Source organism: Paraglaciecola sp. 20A4 (assembly GCF_011378905.1).
In the GTDB taxonomy this organism is placed as follows: Bacteria; Pseudomonadota; Gammaproteobacteria; order Enterobacterales; family Alteromonadaceae; genus Paraglaciecola.
The window spans coordinates 1-19,775 of the sequence record NZ_WTPY01000007.1; the positions used below are offsets into that span (position 1 = coordinate 1).

Consider the following 19,775-nt stretch of genomic DNA (forward strand, 5'->3'; position numbering starts at 1 on the left):
CATCCCGATCGAGATAGGGAGAGCGGGCGTTTAGCGCCCGGCCTGACACCGATTATTTCTTAATGTCCAACGTATGAATATGAATTAGAAAAGTCGCGTCAAAGTCGCTTCGATCTGGTTAGGTCTCCTTTTGCTTTTGCAAATCTTTGTGGTTTTGAGTGCATGAAAGCTAAAAATAATTCATAAAATCAAAAGCTAAGTGCTAGAAATGGCGAGAATTAAAATCAATTCGAGAAGTTACATATGCGACATGCTCGATATTAAGGGTTACAAGTAAAAACCAAAAAGGAGTTTTAAATGAATGATGATGAAGTAATCAAAAAGCTACGAAGTGCAAAAATCAAGGTTGTTCTTTATGTTTCGGGACTATTCCTATTTCTAACCCTTGTTGATCTTTATTTGGCCAACAGTTCAGAAAAAATAACTGAAAGCATGCTATCAAATTCACCATTCTCTATTGTTATTTTTGTTTGTTTACAATTAGCGATAATGCTTGTTTTTACTTACTTAGAGAAAATTCTCGTAGGTATAAATAAAACAAAAGACAGTGTCAGCATATAGTTGCTTATAACAAGTTGCCTAAGTTCGCCGCGAAAGCACGGCTCGGACAAATGCTCTTTGGGCAAAGCCCAATAACGTTCGCATTTACCTCTTGGCAAAGCGTTAAAACCATCAAGCTCGAACGTCACTCAAACCAGCGAGTCAGGCATTGGTCAGGTTGTGGCAATGGTGACCATGACGGTGAAAACGTTAGAAGCACCAGAGGCTCAACAATTGCGGCTGATTGTTTTGATGTGATCAAGACTTTCTCATTTCTCACTATTTTACAGTTGTCACTATTCATGCTGCTGATTCATGTAACGTTTAGGCGATTGCCCTAACACTCCTTTAAACATGGTGATAAATGCGCTGACTGAGTGATAACCAAGATATTCAGATACGCGTTGCACCGACATTTTTCCAGTAAGTTTTTGCACTGCAATAATCATATGCAACTGGTTACGCCATTTACCAAAGGTCATGCCGGTCTCTTTTTTGATTAAGCGCGCTAACGTGCGCTCGGTCGTGGCCAGTTGGGCTGCCCACTGAGCTAGGGTTTTTCGCTCACACGGATTCAAAAAAAGTTGCTCAGCTAAGCGTGTCACTGTGGGGTGGGCTGACAGAGGTAAGTCGAAGGGCTGAGGGGGCATTTCGCTTAGTAAATCGAGTAATACCTGCGCCATTCGATGGGTGGCACTTAGTACTGAATAATGTTGATCTAATGTGGCAAAGTGACACACAAGCTCCTTGATTAACGGGCTAATTGCCAAAGTACAGGCGTGATCCGGCAAGCGTAGTTCACTTGGCTGAATGAATATATGACATAAATTGGCGTGGTTGAATGCGCGGTTGCTGTGGGGAATATGTGGGGGGATCCAGATAGCGCTATGGGTTGGCACCATCCACATTTTTCCTGCGATTTCACAGGTTACATAACCATGTAGCGCCAATATCAATTGCCCTTTGGGGTGCGTGTGAATAGGCAGTTCGTGGGTGTTATGGGTCTCTTCTATTCGGGCGACAATTGGCTGAGGCATCGACTCAAAATGTTGTAGTTTGTCCCAGTGTAAGTAGTTCAGTAACGTCATTTGTCAGTATTTAGGTGTTTATTGTCATTATTGCTCAATTATATTGCTTTGCTAGCCCATATAATAGCTTTCTCGTTTCACATACTGTCTAAACATAGGGTTATAAATGGAGTCTGTAACAAGGCTAGGTCGGTTAAGTCCTAGTATTTTGGCCTCTTCGTCGTTTGTTTTGGTGTTAGGCATATTTTTTGTCGCCGCTAATCTGCGTGCGCCAATTACCGGCATTGCACCGCTGCTGGACAAAATCATCGCAGCATTTGAACTCAGTAATACCCAAGCGGGTATGTTAACTACACTTCCGCTGATTGCTTTTGCAATTGCATCGCCTATGGCAGCATCACTGGCCAGAAAAATAGGCATAGAAGCCTCCTTGTTTATCTCTTTGCTGCTTATAGGAGGCGGAATTAACCTAAGACTGATTGACTCCGTGTGGGCGCTCTACATCGCCACAGCGACGATCGGCGTCGGTATTGCCATAGGCAATGTATTACTGCCTAGTCTTATCAAGCGCGATTTTCCTGCTCGCGTTGCAGTTATGACGTCGTGTTACGTGCTGGCTATGGGGATTTTTTCTGGCGGTTTTTCAGCGCTTGTTACGCCGTTAGCCAATATGCATTTCTTAAACTGGCAAGGTGCGTTAGGGGTCTTTTCATTAATCACTTTACTTAGCATCGTATTATGGATCCCGCGACTTCGCACTCGTACTATGCCAGACACCGTTACGGCGGACATGTCAGAACGGGTGCCGCCAAACAGTGCAAAAGCGAGTAAGGTGTGGCATTTCCCGCTGGCTTGGCAGGTAACGTTGTTTCTTGGCCTTAATTCTTTTATGACCTATATTTTGATTGGTTGGTTACCGAATATTCTGGTTGAATCAGGGCACACCCCTGAGTACGCCGGGGTGTTGCATGGCTGGTTGCAGGTGGCGTCAGCAGTACCGGGTTTTTTGCTGATCCCATTGCTGCCAAGACTCAAAGACCAACGGATACCGGCTGTCGTGATATCGATTATAGGTGCAGTCAGTACCCTAGGCTTACTGTACGCTCCGCAGTTTGCCATTTACTGGACCATAATGGTGGGCTTTAGCTCTGGAGGGTGCTTTATACTCGGTTTGTCTTTTATTAGCTTTCGTAGTCAAGACGCTGTGCAAGCGGCGTCACTCTCTGGCATGGCCCAGTCTTTTGGTTATTCTTTAGCGGCTATTGGGCCGATGTTGGCTGGTTATCTTTATTCGTCATTGGGCAACTGGTCAGGGGGTTTATGGTTGTGCGCAAGCGCTAGTTTATGTTGCGCCCTTGTCGGTTTAGGCTGCGGTCGTGATCATGTATTGCCTAAATTTCATCCGTCGTAACCGTAAGTGGCGTTCGCCCTAAAGACTTTACATCCCCACCTTGTAATATTTACGCCTATGGTAACACCGTGACTATTTAAGCTATGCCAATTAGGTGGGATATTGTCACCGACATATTTTTTTACGTTTACTTTGCGCCCCGAGCAGTATGACCTGTATCTAGTTTTGCGTTTGTCGTGATTTCATTTTACGCGTCTTGGCGCCTCATTTGCTCCTTGTTGGATGACTCCACATTCATTTTCAATTTTTAGGAGAAAAGAGTATGACAAACACTGTGAAGACGATTAATCCCACCACTGAAGAGCAACTCAGTGAATACACTCTGTTAACAAAAGAAGAAGCCACTAAGGCGGTCGATAAGGCGGATGAGGTATTCCAAACATGGAAGATCACCCACCCCGAAGAACGGGCTAAACTACTGAACAGCATGGCTGACGTGATTGATGACAATCGTGACGCGCTAGTGACGTTAATGATTGACGAAATGGGCAAAGTGAAGGAACAAGGTTACCAAGAAGTTGATTTATGTGCCGCTATTTGTCGTTACAGTGCCGAAAAAGGGCCCGATCTCTTAGCTGATGAGGAGCGTGATTACGAACAGGGTAAAGCACTGGTTAGCTACCGTCCCTTGGGCGTAGTTTTAGGCATACAACCTTGGAACTTCCCTCTTTATCAAGTTATTCGCTACAGCGCGTCGAACTTAATGGCAGGTAATGTAGCGGTGCTTAAACATGCTGCTAACGTGTTTGGTATGGCACAAAAGATCCAAGAAATGTACGAAACCGCTGGATTTCCCAAAGGTGCATACCAGTCAGTTCTAATTGACGGGGAAACGGCCAGTGAATTAATCAAACACCCTAAGGTCCGTGGCGTGTCTTTCACTGGTAGCGATGGTGTGGGTAAAAAAGTTGGTGCCTCAGCAGCTGAAAATGTTAAAAAGTCAGTCCTTGAATTAGGCAGTAACGATGCGTATGTGGTGCTCGACGACGCAGATTTGAACGTTGCTGTTGAAGCATGTGTTATGGGACGGGTTATCAATAATGGCGAAACATGTGTGTCAGCCAAGCGTTTTATCGTAACTGAAAAGAACTATGACGCGTTCAAAGGAGCATTTGTCGGCGCAATGAAAGCCATTAAGATGGGTGATCCGAACCTAGATGACACCGATCTTGGGCCCATGGCACGAGAAGACTTACGAGACAAGTTACATGACCAAGTTACCGATTCTATCAAGGCGGGTGCCACTTGTTTAACGGGCGGAGAAGTTCCAAACCGTAAAGGGTATTTTTACCCAGCGACAGTGCTGGAAAATGTGCAACCAGGTTCGCCAGCTTATGATGATGAGTTGTTCGGCCCAGTCGCGTCTTTAATTAAAGCTAAAGATGATGAAGATGCTATGCGCATTGCCAATGATTCACGTTATGGCTTGGGTGGCGGTATTTTCAGTAAAGATGAAGACAAAGCCATCAAGCTGGCACGTGAAGTATTTGAAACAGGCATGATCAACATCAACGGTTATGGCCTTGCGCACCCTGGTTTACCCTTCGGTGGGGTGAAAGACAGTGGTTACGGCCGTGAACATGGTGGCTTCGGTATTCGCGAATTTGTAAACGTGAAAGCAATTATGATCACCCAATAGTGGCGATCCTGTGGTATTGATTATTGTTGGTCATTAGCACTACATTGGTCGATGTGATTTCACAACTAATCGATTAACCATCATTAAGGTAGGTCAAAAAAAAAGGCAGCTAGACTACACTAGCTGCCTTTTTTATTTCTGTACTTATCTATAAGAAAGTATGCACATTTATAATGCCTATCGGCTAAAAGTAAGCGGAAGCACCTTGAAGGTATTGATTAAATGTACTTTGGTTAGCTTCTTTTAGCTGAGCGCATTGTTCCGATTCATCTTGGGCCACGTCATAGCTACGAGCCATACCGTCGTACTTGTCCATATGCTTTTGATAAAAATCTCGTGCCAATGCTATGTTATGAGCGCTACAACTCGCTGATACATACTCGGGCATACGAGCAATATGATACGCAGGCATTTTAGCCGTGACCTTGTCCATATTTTCATTTAACCATTGATACAAAATATCTTTGTCTTCTCTTGCCCCACTGACCGTTGATAAAAATCTAAGCACATTCGCTGGGCTGACCTCTTTATTAAGGCTCATATCCAATACTTTACGCATGGTCTTTGGCTCTGAGAACAACATGCCGTAACGGATAGCATTTTGGGTATTGGCATCTGTCGTGGCGAAATAGGCCGTTTGATAACGTTCAAACCAACTTTGATCACCACTGACTGCCAAGCTGCGCATGGCGTTGCCAGCAATAGCTCGGCCTGTGCTTGTATCATCTTGCAAGAATTTTTCGGTAATACGCTTGCTTTGAATCGCGACTTCAGGGGTTTGCGCATAACGCCCCAACATCCCAAATACATCGTTACGAAGCCGGCTAACGTCATTGCTGTCGCCTTCTTTTTCAACAACACCCAAGCGCACAAACCAAGGTGACAATTTTGCGCGAATGAAACGAGAAAATAGCGTTTTATTGCTATCGTCAACAAGGTAAGTTAAATCATTTAACGCCGCTACCACAGAGCGAGCGACAACAGGATCACTGTCTTGAGCGAGTGCATCAAGTACTGTCATATGTTGATTCAAACTGATTTTATCAGCGTTCAAAAGCGCATCTGAATTGTAAAGTAGCGACTTTTTCTCTCTGGCATTCAAAGTGTTTACGTCATCTAACAAGGCGCTCATTTGCGATGCTGGGATCTGCCAGCGCATATAACCCATGGCGTTATCATTCGGGTATATCCACTGGGCGTGGGCTAACTCACTGATATTTATTTTTGCTTTGTCTAAAAATAGAGTTGTACGTTGAATTTTATCGTTTTTCTTAAAGGTAATGGCAAGCGGCACTACCCAGGTTTGCGGGTTTACCTCTGCGCCTGTCAAATGATAGCGACTTTGCAGCACATCGCCGTTATTGGCGAAAGTAACTAACGGGTAGCCAGGTTGTTCTAAGTAGGTTTTCATCATTGCCGGTACATCAAAGTCAGCAACGGTAGAAAGTACTTCCCATAAGTCATCGGCCTGGGCATTGCCCCATGCATGTTTTTGCATATAGCTTTGTACGCCCTTTTGGAAGGCATCTTGGCCAACAAGGGCTTCAATCATTTGTAATACTGATTCCCCCTTGCTGTAGTTCAAGCCTAGGCCGTCCATTACGTCGGTTTGGCTGCGGACTTCTTTTTTTACTGCTTTGGTTGTTGGGCTGGCATCTGCGCCAAATGCGCCTTCTTGTACTAATTGTGCTTGGGTATTTTGCTCAGGATAGAGCGCCATGGTGATCTTGCTTTCCATCCATGAAGCAAATGCTTCGTTTAGCCATAAATCATCCCACCAGGCCATCGTAACCAAGTTGCCGTACCACATATGTGCCAATTCATGGGCGATGGTTTTGGTAGGACCACTTTGCTCGGTCAATCGAGGTTCATCATCTAACAGTAATAAGCTACTGCGATAGGTCACTAGCCCGGCGTTTTCCATCGCTCCGTGGGTAAAATTAGGCACGGCAATGAAATCGAGTTTTTCGTAAGGGTAGGGAGTACCAAAATAATCTTCTAAGGCATTGAGGATCTTAGGCGTTTGGGCAACAGCAAACTTCGTACGATGGGCTTGGCCTTTAGGTGTATATATTCGGCCTGGGACTGATAACCCAATGATTTCAGCGGAATCTAGCTCACCCACAGCAAAGGCAACTAAATAGCTTGGCATTGGTTTGGTTTTCTTGAACGTGACGGTTTGCCAGCCATCTGCAGTTGTTTTTGATAATACGGGGGTGTTTGATATAACGGTGTTAATTTGTGGTGCCGTAATCGTTAGCTGATATGGAATTTTAAAATTGGGTTCGTCAAATCCAGGAAAAGCACGTCTGGCGTGCATATCTTCAAATTGGGTAAAGATGTAATTACGCCCTTCAAAGGCAGACAAATACATACCGTCAGATGTGGTGTTCACTTTACCGTTGAACTGTATATGCAACTGATAGGTTTTAGCGGGCAATAATTGTGGGGCCTTACCTTGCTGAATATCATAGTTCTGACTTGTCACTGCCAACGGGATATGATGTTCGCCGTCGATTAATTCCGCTTTGTAAACATCTAATTCACGTTGATAAAACCGCACAATATCAGTGGCTTTATTAATTGTTACCGTGATGGTGGTTTCACCGCTAAAAGTCGCCTGATTCGGATCAATTTTAAGTTGAATTTGTTGAAATGTTGGTCTGACGTTTTCGCCTAGACGATAGGCCACGTCAGAGGCATGGGCTTGCGCAATGATGAAGAAGCTCAAAGCACTGCCCAAGCAGCGTTGTATCAATGTCATGGTTTGTCCCTGTTAAACTGATGTTTGTTATTGGCTGTGTGCGACATGCTTGGCAGTACATGCTATACCCAATGGCAGTACATGCTATACCCAATGGCGAGTATGCGCGGTACCTAGAATGCAATTTCTGACGGGCAGAGTAAGGTAAAATCACAAAAATGCAACTTACAAAGCGTTAACAGTTGTTTCGTTTGAAACAGGGGGGAAATATCAGCTTGTGAAATTAAGCTGCAGATAGCAAAAAAGGCTCATCAGAGCCTTTTATATTTTAATTGAACTTGAGAGCTAGCCAACTTTGTGAGGTGGGTTGGGGAACTCATATTCCTCGAAGGCCTTACGCAGAGCCAATTTATTTAATTTACCCGTAGCAGTATGGGGAAGTTCGTCTACAAACACGACATCATCCGGTAGTGACCATTTGTGCAGTTTATCTGTTAGGAACGACAATATATCTAATGTCGAGGCATCCACATTTTCTACACTTACCTTACGCACGGCAATAAGTAGAGGACGCTCAGTCCATTTAGGATGATATCGGCCAATTGCCGCAGCTTCAGCAATACCTGGGTGACTAACCGCAGCATTTTCAATGTCTATTGAGCTGACCCATTCACCACCTGATTTAATCACATCTTTGGTGCGATCCGTTATCTGCATATAACCCTGCGGATTAATAGTGGCTACATCGCCCGTTTCAAACCAACCTTGCTCGTCTACGGGGCAACCTTCTTCACCTGGAACTTGTGACATACCATAATAGCCACTGACGACCCATGGGCCACGCACTTTAAGTGCACCAAACGCCACTCCGTCCCACGGTAGTTCATTGTTGTCTTCATCAACAATACGCATCTCGATACCAAACACACCACGACCTTGCATAGCTTGTAGGTCGGTTATTTGATCGTCGGTGTAATCTTCCATACCGGGTTGTAAACCAAAAATAGTGCCAAGTGGGCTTGTTTCGGTCATGCCCCAGCCCTGGTATACCATAGTGTTGTGGTTATATTTAAATCGTTCAATAATCGTGCGTGGGCAGGCAGCGCCGCCTACTGATACGCGAGTAAGTGAAGGGATTTTTTTACCACTCTTGTCTAAATAGTCGAGTAACGCTAACCAGATAGTAGGGACACCTGAACTAAAGGTGACCTGTTCCGTTTCTATTAGATTTTGTAACGTCTCCCCATCACCCATTTTAGGTCCAGGCATAACTAATTTTGTGCCTGTCATGATGGTACCAAATGGTAACCCCCAAGCATTAACGTGAAACATAGGCACAACTGGCAGGCAGGTTTCATGACAAGAAGAACTAGTTACATCGGGTAAGGCACCCGCTAATGCGTGCAACAATGTCGAGCGATGGCTATACACCACGCCCTTAGGATTACCTGTAGTGCCAGATGTGTAACACATGCCGCTAGCGCTATTTTCGTCAAACTCAGGCCAGTCGAAGTCACTGGATTTATCCGCAATAAGCTCTTCATAACACAATACATTTTTAAGCGCTGTTTCAGGCATATTGTCTTTATTGGTCAGCACGATAAAGGCTTCTACATTACCTAAATGAGGCGCAAGTGCCTCCACAAGTGGCATAACTAATACGTCAACAAAAATGAATCGGTCTTGAGCATGGTTGATAATGTACGTCACTTGCTCAGGAAACAGCTTAGGATTAATAGTGTGGCACACCATGCCACTGCCTGAAATGGCATAATACAGCTCTAAATGACGGTAGTCGTTCCACGCAAGAGTACCGATACGATCGCCAAATTCTGCCCCTAACGAAGCTAGCGCATTAGCCAATTTCCGTGCTCTAGTGGCCAAATCTTTGTAGGTATAACGATGACGAGGGTTATCAGCGGTAACGGAGACAATTTCACGTTTGGGAAAGTTCTTCTCGGCATGTTTTAAAATATTTGAAATCATCAATTGTGAATTCATCATAAGTGCTTGCATTTGGGGTTCCTTATTCACGTCAAAGGGCAATCATATTGCCCTTTTAAAATCGGTATTTAACAATAATATATTGTGCTACTACCAAGCAGTAACACCGCCATCAAGGGCGATAGATTGTCCAGTCATATAAGTATTGCCAGGTGACAGTACTAAGAGCATGGCATTGACTATCTCTTGTGGTGTAGCTAAGCGTTTCATTGGACAACCCACAGCCAATTGGTTAATACCGTCTTGGGAAATTTCACCATCGATATTAAGGATATTAGTCGGCGTGTAAAAAGGGCAGATTGAATTAGCTCTAATTCCCTTGCGCGCATACTCAATGGCAGCAGTTTTGGTCAAACCGATAACGGCATGTTTGGCAGCGGCGTAAGCTGCGCCTTTAGGGGCACCACCAAGGCCAGCAAGAGAGCTAACATTCAAAATGTGGCCACTGCCTTGTTTTAGCATAACTGCAATTTGATGTTTCATACCGAACATAACGCCTTTTACGTTAACGGCCATCTGTTTGTCCATAGTCGCTTCGTCAAGAGTATGCATGGGCGCCATGCTGTGGGCTATGCCCGCGTTGTTTACGCCGATATCAACTCGGCCGAACTTTTCCATTGCACTATCAACCATGGCTTTGCAATCTGCTTCTTTTGATACATCGCAGTGTTGAGCTATAATGTTGTCAGAGAATTCTTTTAAACCGTCAACTGTCTCAGCTAAACCTTTAGGGTCAATATCACTGATCACGAGTTTACAACCTCGCTCGGCTAAGCCTTTTGATAATAATCGGCCAAAACCACTGCCTGCACCGGTAATTAATGCCACTTGTCCGCTAAAATCTAATAATGAATCCATGTTAAATACTCACTTCTAATTCGTTGAAATAGGGTTGTCGTTAATAAATTGCAAAAGCACTTTGGCTAACTGCACCGGTTGGTCTTCTTGTAAAAAATGCCCACCTTGTTTGATCGTAGTATGCGATTGACCTTGCGTACCCGGGATTAGTTTTTGCATGATCTCGTCACCGCCAGCGGTAACGGGATCACTATCGCTAAACGCAGTGATAAAAGGTTTTTTAAACTGTTGAAGCATTTGCCATGCTTGTCTATTCGCATCAGTTTGCGGGTCGTCAGTGCTAACGGGCACTAACAACGGGAACTGGCGAACGCCTGCTTTATATTCTTCTGTAGGAAAGGGCGCATTATAAGCATCAAGTACGTCAGCGGTTAATTCAGTCACGGTTGCGCCCTTAATAATGCCTGCTACTGGAAACTCAGGGACTTCTTGAGAAAAAGTACGCCACTTCATAAAGGCTTCACCAGGCGCATGATCGCCAGTGGGCAGCATCGTGTTAGCAGCTAACACCCGAGCAAACACCTCTGGGTGTTCTGCGACCAGACGCAGGCCTAGCAAACCGCCCCAGTCTTGGCAGACTAATGTCACTTGGCTTAATGAAAGCTGGGTTAATATATTGCGGATCCAATCTAAATGACGCTGAAAAGTGTAGTCGCCACGCTCGGTTGGTTTATCAGAGCGGCCAAAGCCAATTAAATCCGGCGCAATAACGCGATACCCTTGTTGCGTTAACGGTGAAATCATATTTCGATACAAATAACTCCAAGAAGGTTCGCCATGAAGCATCAATATTACTTCGCCGTCTCTCTCACCTTCGTCAAGGTAATGCATCCGCAATTCCCCCCCTTCGAAGTCATCCACATTAATGTAGTGGGGCTCGAACGAATAACCTGATAAATCTTTAAAGCAGGTGTCTGGGGTACGTAAATGTTGCATAGACGTTATTCCAATGAGTGCTTGAACACACGATGTAAGCACGTTGTTAAACTTGTAAATGAACTAATAGAAAATCATTTAGCCCTGTAAAAGTCAACTCGCCTAAATTAATGCAGAAGTATGAATTTAATGAATAATTAAATGAGAACGTGAATACCTGCGTTATCAGTTAAGATTATTAACAAATATAAAACCAATAAATTTGGATGATTAAGCTCCCTGACCTAGTATTCGTTTACTAATTTATCTGGTAAGAGGTCATTATGAGTCAAGCAGTGATAGCTGAAGTACAAGGAAACGTCGCGGTTTTGTATATGCAAAGCCCACCGGTTAATGCTTTATCTAAGTCAGTACGCGTTGGATTAATCGAAAATATTAAACAGGCGTTAGATAACGATCAAGTGAAAGCCATTGTTATCTCATCTAAGTTGGCACTGTTCTCTGGTGGCGCCGACATCAGTGAATTTTCAGGGGGTAACCTTGAACCACATTTACCAACAGTATTAGACGTCATAGAAAATGCAGCTAAACCCATTATAGCAGTGCTGAATGGTCCTGCGTTTGGTGGAGGGCTTGAAGTTGCTTTGTCATGTCACTACCGCGTGACTTTTGCCAGCAATAAGGTTGGCTTGCCAGAAGTTAATTTGGGTATTTTGCCGGGTGCTGGTGGTACGCAGCGTCTACCACGCCTTGCAGGCGTGCCAAAAGCGCTCGATATGATTGTGTCGGGTCGTCCAGAAAAAGCCAGCAAGCTTAACGGTGTGTTCGATCTAGTGGTTGAAGACCCAAGCAACTTACTGGCTGAAGCAATGGCGTTTGTTGAGAAGGTTATTGCTGATGGTGCGAAAACACGTAAAACATCAGACATCGAAATTGATAAAGCTAGCGCACCAGATGAACTGTTCGCGCAGTATCGTCAAGGCCTTAAGAAGCAAGCTCGCGGTTTCTTTGCCCCAGAACGTTGTATCCAAGCGGTTGAAGCATCTGTTTCATTGCCGTTTCAGCAAGGTCTGGTTCGCGAAGGTGAGTTATTTATGGAATGCATGGGCTCAAAAGAAGCGCGTGCTCAACAACACTTCTTTTTTGCTGAACGTGCAGCTTCACATGTAAGCGACTACGATAAATCTACGCCGGTTCGAGACATTAAAAAGGTCGGTATTATCGGTGCCGGCACTATGGGCGGTGGTATCGCCATGAACTTCGCTAATGCGGGTATCCCGGTCATTATGCTTGAGCTTAAGCAAGAAGCACTTGATAAAGGCCTAGCGTTAATTCGTAAAAACTACGAAAATTCTGCCAAGAAAGGCAAACTTACCGCACAAGCTGTTGAAGATAGAATGGCGCTACTGCAGGGCTCTACTGAATATGCTGCCCTAAGTGACGTAGATTTGGTTATTGAAGCCGTGTTTGAAAAAATGTCGGTTAAGAAAGAAGTATTTGGTGCTCTTGATAAAGTATGTAAACCAGGTGCCATTTTGGCCTCGAACACGTCTACATTAGATGTGAACGAAATCGCAGCATCTACCTCACGTCCTGAAGATGTAATTGGTTTGCACTTCTTTAGCCCTGCAAACGTAATGAAATTACTTGAAGTGGTTAAGGCTGAAAAAACCTCTGCTGAAGTGATTAAAACATCTATGCAGATGGCTAAGAAAATTAACAAGGTTGCGGTACTCGTTGGCGTATGTTTTGGCTTTGTGGGTAACCGCATGATCGAACCTTATGGCCGAGAAGCAGCGCGCTTGATGTTAGAAGGTGCAACACCTCAACAAGTCGACAAAGTTATTTATGATTTTGGCCTACCTATGGGTCCATTCACTATGGGTGATATGGCAGGTTTAGACATTGGTTACTACGTACGTGAATCACGTCGCGAGTTTATTGAACATGATCCTAGTTACTGCGTGGTCTCTGACCGTTTGGTAAAACAAGGTCGTGTCGGTCTTAAGTCAGGCCGCGGTGCGTACATGTACGAACCAGGCAATAGAACACCCGTGCCAGATCCTGAAGTAGTTGAAATGGCAAAAGAAGAAGCAGCACGTTTAGGTATCCCGCAACGTGACATCTCAGATCAAGAAATTCTAGAGCGCATTATCTTCCCATTAATCAATGAAGGTGCGTTGATATTGGAAGAGGGTATAGCGGCTAAATCAAGCGACATCGATGTTATCTATGTATACGGCTATGGTTTCCCAGTTTATCGTGGCGGCCCTATGCAATATGCTGATGAAATTGGCTTGAAAAAAGTTTACGACGCGATGTGTAAATATCGTGATGAATTAGGTGAATACGGTGGTCACTGGTTTGAACCAGCGCCGCTATTGAAAAAGCTCGCTGAGCAAGGCAAACGCTTTGCAGATTTCAAACAGTAACACCTACTTAACCTATTACAAAACGAGAGAAGAATTATGAAAGAAGCAGTCATAGTATCCACCGCAAGAACACCCATTGGCCGTGCTTATAAAGGCGCATTTAACAACCTTGAAGCCCCTAGTTTAGGTGGTCATGCCATCCGTGAAGCAGTAAGAAAAGCTGGCATTGATCCAGCATCAATTGATGATGTGATTATGGGTAGCGCTTTGACCCAAGGCAGCGGCGGTATGAACATCGGTCGTTTAGCTGGTTTGGCTGGTGGTTTGCCCGTCTCGGTTTCAGGTATGACGCTAGATCGCCAGTGTAGTTCGGGTATGTATGCTATTGCGACAGCCGCTAAGCATATTATTACTGACAACGTGCCAGTTATGGTTGCGGGTGGTCTTGATTCCATAAGCTTAGTGCAAAATAAATATATGAATACCCATCGCATGGTTGATCCTGCATTGGCTAAATTGCATAAAAATATTTATATGCCCATGTTGCAAACCGCTGAAGTGGTTGCTGCTCGCTACGGTATTGACCGTGATGCAATGGACGAGTACGCATTTCAAAGTCAAATGCGCACTGCTGCAGGTCAAGCTGCTGGCAAATTTGATGATGAAATCGTGCCAGTGACAACCACTAAAGTTGTAGTTGACCGCGAGACCAAAGAAGAGAGCTTCCATGAAGTTACCTTGAGTAAAGATGAAGGTAATCGTGCTGAAACGACGCTTGAAGGGTTGAAAAGCCTTAAGCCCGTTATTGAAGGCGGTTTAATCACTGCAGGTAATGCAAGTCAGTTGTCTGACGGCGCATCAGCCACAGTCATTATGAGCTCGAAATTGGCTGAACAGCAAAACTTAACGCCCCTTGGTGCGTACCGTGGTATCGCTGTTGCTGGTTGTGAACCAGACGAAATGGGCATTGGCCCAGTATTCGCTATTCCTAAATTACTTAAGCGACACGGTTTAACCATGAACGATATCGGTTTATGGGAACTAAATGAAGCTTTCGCCGTACAAGTTATGTACTGCCGAGATAAGTTGGGCATTCCTGATGAATTGCTTAACGTTAATGGTGGAGCAATCTCGATTGGTCATCCATACGGCATGAGTGGTGCGCGTATGGTTGGTCATGCACTTATCGAAGGCAAACGCCGAGGGGCTAAATACGTGGTATGCACCATGTGTATTGGCGGCGGTATGGGCGCAGCTGGTTTATTCGAAGTTTATTAAATTTTAAGCGCCTCGTAAGAGGCGCTAAAAATGCTAAAGAGGTTACAAAATGGAAGGTTATAAAGCCCCCCAGAAAGACGCATTGTTCGTTATGAATGAGTTGCTAGGATTTGAAAAGCATTACGCAGATCTTGGTTTTGATGATGCGTCACCAGATATGGTTGAAGCTATTTTTTCTGAAGCCGCAAAATTCAGTGAAAACGTTTTGGCACCGATTAATGCAATTGGTGACGAAGAAGGTTGTACTTGGGAGAACTCAGTCGTTACAACCCCAACAGGCTTTAAAGAAGCGTATCAGCAATATGTAGAGGGCGGATGGCCTTCAATGACCCACCCAGCTGAGTTTGGTGGTCAAGAGTTGCCTTACTCGTTGTCGTCAGCGCTAGGTGAGTGGTTATCTGGTGCAAACCATGCTTGGGCCATGTACCCCGGATTAAGCCAAGGTTGTATGGCCACGCTTGAAGCACACGGCACACCTGAGCAACAAAAAATGTTCTTGCACAAACTAGTAGCAGGAACGTGGACAGGCACTATGTGTTTGACCGAGTCTCACTGTGGTTCGGATTTGGGCATGCTTAAAACCAAAGCAGAAAAGAACGCAGATGGCAGCTACAACTTAACCGGTACCAAGATTTTCATTTCGGCTGGTGAGCATGATATGTCAGAAAATATCGTGCATATCGTTATTGCCCGTCTTGCTGGTGCACCGGAAGGAACAAAAGGGATTTCGTTGTTCGCGGTACCTAAATTTAACGTGAGTCCTGAAGGTGAAAACGAAGATCGAAATGCCGTTACCTGTGGTTCAATTGAACACAAAATGGGTATCAAAGGCTCAGCGACGTGCGTGATCAACTTTGATGGTGCGAAAGGTTACTTAATTGGTACTGAGAACCGTGGTTTGAACTGCATGTTTACTTTTATGAACTCAGCCCGCATCGGGACTGGTCTTGAAGGGTTAGCGTCAAGTGAAACTGCGTTTCAAGGAGCACTTGCATACGCGAAAGACCGTTTACAGTTTCGTTCAATGAAAGGTGTACAAAATCCGGCTGGCCCAGCGGATCCGATTATCGTGCACCCAGATGTGCGTCGTATGTTACTAACACAAAAAGCGTTTGCCGAAGGTAATCGAGCGTTAGCTATTTACGCCATGAAATTAGTTGATGTCACTTTATACAGCAAAGACGATGCTGATAAACAGTTAAGTGAAGCGAAATTAGCATTTTTGACGCCTATCGTTAAAGCATTCTTAACCGAAACTGCGCAAGAAGCGACTAGCTACGGCATGCAAGTATATGGCGGACATGGTTTCATTAAAGAATGGGGCATGGAACAACTTGCTCGTGATACACGTATTTGTACTATGTACGAAGGGACTACGGGTATTCAGGCCATTGACTTATTGGCGCGTAAAGTTGTCGGTTCAAATGGTAAGTTGCTTGACGTATTTACCCAAGAAGTACGTGATTACTGTTTAAGTATTCGTGACAAAGGCCAGTTCAACGCGTGGTCTAATGCTATTGAAGTGCATTTAGATGAGTGGAAACAAATAACCGCTGATATAACCAAACGTGCTGCTAGCAATCCAGATGAATTAGGTGCTGCTTCAGTAGATTACTTAATGTATTCAGGTTATGTCACGGTAGGATACTTCTGGTTGAAGATGGCTGTATTAGCACAGGAAAAGCTAGATGCAGGCACGGACAATGCTGAATTCTATCAAGCGAAGTTACACACGGCTAAGTTTTACTTCGATCGTTTGTTAACCCGTACTCGTTCATTGGTATCTGCAATCGAAACCGGTTCAGACAGCTTAATGAGTATGCCAGTCGAGCAGTTTGACTTAGGCGCTTAATAGCGGAATTATTCGAAAGAATAAGTAGAGGCGAACCTTTTTCTTTGGAAAAGTGTTCGCCTTTTTTTTATTAAAGGAATAGACAATGCCTATAAGCCATCATTACGCTGATATCAACGGCGTCTCTTTGCATTACATCGAAGCGGCGTGTCACAATCCACAAGACAGTACGCAAACCTTAATTTTTTTGCACGGTTTTCCAGAGTATTGGGGAACTTGGCAGGCGCAAATTGATTACTTTCGCGCGCATTATCGTGTCATCGTGCCGGATTTGATGGGCTACAATCTAAGCGATAAACCTCAGGCTCAAGAGGCTTACAGTGTACCGAATCTTATCGCCTTGTACGCTCAGTTCGTTGCAAAAATAAGCCCGGACGCACCAGTTAACCTAATCGCTCACGATTGGGGTGGGGCGATAGCATGGCCTCTTGCGGCGTTTCACCCGCAACTTTTCAATAAATTAGTTATTTTAAACGCTGCTCATCCGAGCACGTTTACTCGCGAGATGGCCACTAACCCGAAGCAGCGCCAAAAAAGTGCTTACATACACCAACTGGTAGCTGAAAACGGGGTTGAGTTTGTACAACAAAATGACTTTGCTATGCTCAGAGACATGTTATTTTCTGGCATGCACAACACCCAGTTTAGTGAGCGTCAGAAGGCTGAATACATGCGAGCCTGGAAGCAACCGGGGGCCGTAAACGGTATGCTGCAATATTATCGCGCGATGCCACAATTACCGCCTGAAGCACAGGCGCATATTACAACGGAATATGCTTTAAAAATTCCTAATATTCGTATTGCTACGCCCACATTAGTCTTATGGGGAGAGCAAGATGAAGCATTTGTAACAAGTATTTTAGACGGGATTGAGCAGTATGTACCTGACTGCCGAATACAACGCTTTAGTGATGCCACACATTGGCTGCACCATGAAAAACCGCATGAAGTAAATGCCAGTATTGCGCAATTTTTAGCAGAATAAATAAGCGTTGCTTACACTGCTAATTAACGCTTATGTATGCACAATACATACGCTTTCATTCGAGTCTAACTGATTACGCTTTTTGCTCACTGCGCGACATTGTCGTGTTTTATATATAGTTTTAAAGCGTCTTGTTAGCACTGTTCGTCGTCTGTTACGTCATTGGAAATTACTTGATTGCGGCCGTTCTCTTTAGCGTAATATAAACGCTTATCCGCTGTATCGAGCAGTCTGTTTAAGTCGTAGCCATCTTGTCCGAAGCTCGATATGCCGGCACTTAAAGTAATGTGAATATCACACTTTGGCGTGGTAAACGGGGTTTTCATAAGCAGTTTTCGTAATGCATTAACCTGTTGATGACCCTTTTCTATATCTGTGGCGACCATCAACAAAGCGAACTCTTCGCCGCCAAATCTGGCGAGCAAATCTGACTTTCGAGTATTCTGTTGTAGAAAATTAGCGACATGTCTTAGGGCGTCGTCTCCTACTGCATGGCCGTGAATATCGTTGATAGTCTTAAACAAATCCAGATCAAACAATACCACTGTTAGTGGGTCATGATGACGTGCGGCCAAGGCGCTCAGCTGGTTAAAACTTTCATTCAATTTCATACGATTAGCGAGCCCCGTAAGAGGGTCGGTACCTGCAAGAGACAGCAATCTGTCTTCATTCTGCTCACGGTTCGTTTCGTAAACATGGGCGAATGTCATCATTAGAAACGAACTCAATATCACGTTAACTGATATAGCCACATTGAGAGAAAAATTATGCTCTGTGCTGATAAAACGCCAGTGATAAGCCATAATCCCAAAAATAATAAAGGTTAATGAAAACCAAAAGCCTTGCTTGCGTCCCATTAATAGATAAGAGATCACTGGAATGGTTAAAATCCATACAAAGATAGATTCAGATGATTGAGGAACGGACAAGCCGTAAATCATAATGACAAAAAAAGGCACCACATAAATAGTGACCCATTTTTGGAAGTATTTGGTGGTCATTATTTGACGCCAAAGCCATAATGAGAATAGCCCATACACCAGTTCTATTATCGCTAATGGCCATATGCCGCGTTGAAAATTAACCACAGAAAAAACACAACCGCCAATAAAAGTAATAATAAGTAGCACCCGCATTACATCGCGTCGGTACTGAAAATTCTGCACTAACTGATCTGTCATTTTTATCTCATACAATGTTAGCCTAGGAAAATAAATGCACCGTAAAGCTTATTGTCTTGCATTTAACATACGCATTAGGGGAGAAATACTTGATGCACTGGGATAAATTCATTACCAAGATTAAAAATCAAGTTTTAACATAACGATAAATAGTCTCGTTATCAATATATTAGGCTGACAATTGTGGTTTATAGCAGATTTAATTCCACCATAACTATTTACTGGTAATCCAAGCATTATATAGGTTTGAAAAAACGGCACATAAGAAGCCGTTTTGCTAATTGCCTAGTACCGCTACTTAGCAATTTTTTGAGTGAGTCTTTCAAAAACATGTTGAAAATACTGATGGGGGCACTGGGTTTGCGTACCTCAATAAATATTCTTGTTTGACACGGTTGCTAGATTCGGTCGTTTAGTACTGCAATAATCGGTGAATTGGTTAAACCATTTTCAGTTGCCCAAGCCGCAACGGTTTTACCGTCTGGTTCAGGTGTACTCAAGTCACTTTTTGGCATTTTCTTAACCATTAAGGTTCCGGTTTCAATTGCATCGTTTAACATGGCGGTACGGATCAAACTGTTACCACCACAACTGATACCTGAATAATAATCTTGTAATTTAAGACGGTAATCTGACTGAACGCGTTTCATTTTTTTGCGAAGTTCGCCTTTATCATCCGCTTTAACAATAGTGCAGATATTCTGTAATGCTTCAGCTACGTCTGCTTGAGCAGGTGCAGCAAAAACAAGAAATGTAGTGGCGATAGCGATAGAAGTTTTAACAATTTTCAACATGGTCAATTCCTCGGTTCTTAAGGTAATTTTAATCTCGTTTCGTTGAACTTATTAAACGCCATTTTGATTGATTAAAAAATCTACAGCTCGATACTTTGGTATGATGCTCAATACCTTTATTGGCCCTTATTCTGCCTGAGCACAATTGATAGGCTCATTTATAACGGGCTTCTACAAGGACATAGATAAGAACAAGTGACTAAGGAAATGCTTAGGGACGCACAATTTAAGCGTGCGCCGCCAGTCAAGCATC

At 44.0% G+C, this 19,775-nt stretch carries 14 protein-coding genes; 7 read left to right on the top strand and 7 right to left on the bottom strand.

What is annotated here, in order from left to right; genetic code table 11:
- The first annotated feature begins 297 nt into the window (after window positions 1-297).
- Complete coding sequence (locus tag GQS54_RS09420; protein WP_166423751.1) at window positions 298-561, top strand: hypothetical protein; 264 nt, start codon at window positions 298-300, stop codon at window positions 559-561.
- 275 nt (window positions 562-836) lie between these two features.
- On the opposite strand, the gene GQS54_RS09425 is transcribed toward GQS54_RS09420, so the two are convergent.
- A complete protein-coding gene (locus GQS54_RS09425; protein WP_166423752.1) occupies window positions 837-1,628 on the bottom strand; it encodes a helix-turn-helix transcriptional regulator in 792 nt (263 codons plus the stop codon).
- Between the two features lie 106 nt (window positions 1,629-1,734).
- Here GQS54_RS09425 and GQS54_RS09430 point away from each other — a divergent pair, with 106 nt between their 5' ends.
- Together GQS54_RS09430 and GQS54_RS09435 are read left to right on the top strand one after the other, a co-directional pair.
- Window positions 1,735-2,979, top strand: coding sequence for a CynX/NimT family MFS transporter (locus GQS54_RS09430; RefSeq protein ID WP_166423753.1), 1,245 nt, complete (start codon window positions 1,735-1,737; stop codon window positions 2,977-2,979).
- Window positions 2,980-3,241: 262 nt separating this feature from the next.
- Window positions 3,242-4,618 carry an NAD-dependent succinate-semialdehyde dehydrogenase gene (locus GQS54_RS09435; protein ID WP_166423754.1) on the top strand — a complete coding sequence of 459 codons (1,377 nt, stop codon included), beginning with the start codon at window positions 3,242-3,244 and terminating at the stop codon, window positions 4,616-4,618.
- A gap of 184 nt (window positions 4,619-4,802) precedes the next feature.
- Here GQS54_RS09435 and GQS54_RS09440 read toward each other — a convergent pair whose 3' ends face one another.
- From GQS54_RS09440 to GQS54_RS09455, 4 genes are all read right to left on the bottom strand, one after another.
- The gene (locus tag GQS54_RS09440; RefSeq protein ID WP_166423755.1) at window positions 4,803-7,382 is read right to left on the bottom strand and encodes a M1 family metallopeptidase; all 2,580 of its coding nucleotides are present in this window, start codon (window positions 7,380-7,382) and stop codon (window positions 4,803-4,805) included.
- A 285-nt stretch (window positions 7,383-7,667) separates the two neighbouring features.
- Window positions 7,668-9,338, bottom strand: a complete 1,671-nt coding sequence (locus GQS54_RS09445; RefSeq protein WP_166423756.1) for a long-chain-fatty-acid--CoA ligase — start codon at window positions 9,336-9,338, stop codon at window positions 7,668-7,670.
- 78 nt (window positions 9,339-9,416) lie between these two features.
- Window positions 9,417-10,184 carry a glucose 1-dehydrogenase gene (locus GQS54_RS09450; protein WP_166423757.1) on the bottom strand — a complete coding sequence of 256 codons (768 nt, stop codon included), beginning with the start codon at window positions 10,182-10,184 and terminating at the stop codon, window positions 9,417-9,419.
- 15 nt (window positions 10,185-10,199) lie between these two features.
- Window positions 10,200-11,120 (bottom strand): haloalkane dehalogenase, encoded by a 921-nt coding sequence (locus tag GQS54_RS09455; protein ID WP_166423758.1) that lies wholly within the window; start codon window positions 11,118-11,120, stop codon window positions 10,200-10,202.
- Between the two features lie 263 nt (window positions 11,121-11,383).
- On the opposite strand from GQS54_RS09455, the gene GQS54_RS09460 reads away from it, so the two are divergent.
- The 4 genes from GQS54_RS09460 (at window position 11,384) to GQS54_RS09475 (ending at window position 17,547) form a co-directional block, all read left to right on the top strand.
- Complete coding sequence (locus GQS54_RS09460) at window positions 11,384-13,492, top strand: 3-hydroxyacyl-CoA dehydrogenase NAD-binding domain-containing protein (RefSeq protein ID WP_166423759.1); 2,109 nt, start codon at window positions 11,384-11,386, stop codon at window positions 13,490-13,492.
- Between the two features lie 36 nt (window positions 13,493-13,528).
- On the top strand, window positions 13,529-14,710 hold the full coding sequence (locus tag GQS54_RS09465; protein ID WP_166423760.1) for an acetyl-CoA C-acyltransferase: 1,182 nt from the start codon (window positions 13,529-13,531) through the stop codon (window positions 14,708-14,710).
- A gap of 49 nt (window positions 14,711-14,759) precedes the next feature.
- On the top strand, window positions 14,760-16,562 hold the full coding sequence (locus GQS54_RS09470; protein ID WP_166423761.1) for an acyl-CoA dehydrogenase C-terminal domain-containing protein: 1,803 nt from the start codon (window positions 14,760-14,762) through the stop codon (window positions 16,560-16,562).
- An 85-nt stretch (window positions 16,563-16,647) separates the two neighbouring features.
- On the top strand, window positions 16,648-17,547 hold the full coding sequence (locus GQS54_RS09475; RefSeq protein ID WP_166423762.1) for an alpha/beta hydrolase: 900 nt from the start codon (window positions 16,648-16,650) through the stop codon (window positions 17,545-17,547).
- A 134-nt stretch (window positions 17,548-17,681) separates the two neighbouring features.
- On the opposite strand, the gene GQS54_RS09480 is transcribed toward GQS54_RS09475, so the two are convergent.
- Complete coding sequence (locus tag GQS54_RS09480) at window positions 17,682-18,728, bottom strand: GGDEF domain-containing protein (RefSeq protein ID WP_205967698.1); 1,047 nt, start codon at window positions 18,726-18,728, stop codon at window positions 17,682-17,684.
- A gap of 398 nt (window positions 18,729-19,126) precedes the next feature.
- Window positions 19,127-19,522 carry a DUF3718 domain-containing protein gene (locus tag GQS54_RS09485; protein ID WP_166423763.1) on the bottom strand — a complete coding sequence of 132 codons (396 nt, stop codon included), beginning with the start codon at window positions 19,520-19,522 and terminating at the stop codon, window positions 19,127-19,129.
- Window positions 19,523-19,775: the final 253 nt, after the last annotated feature.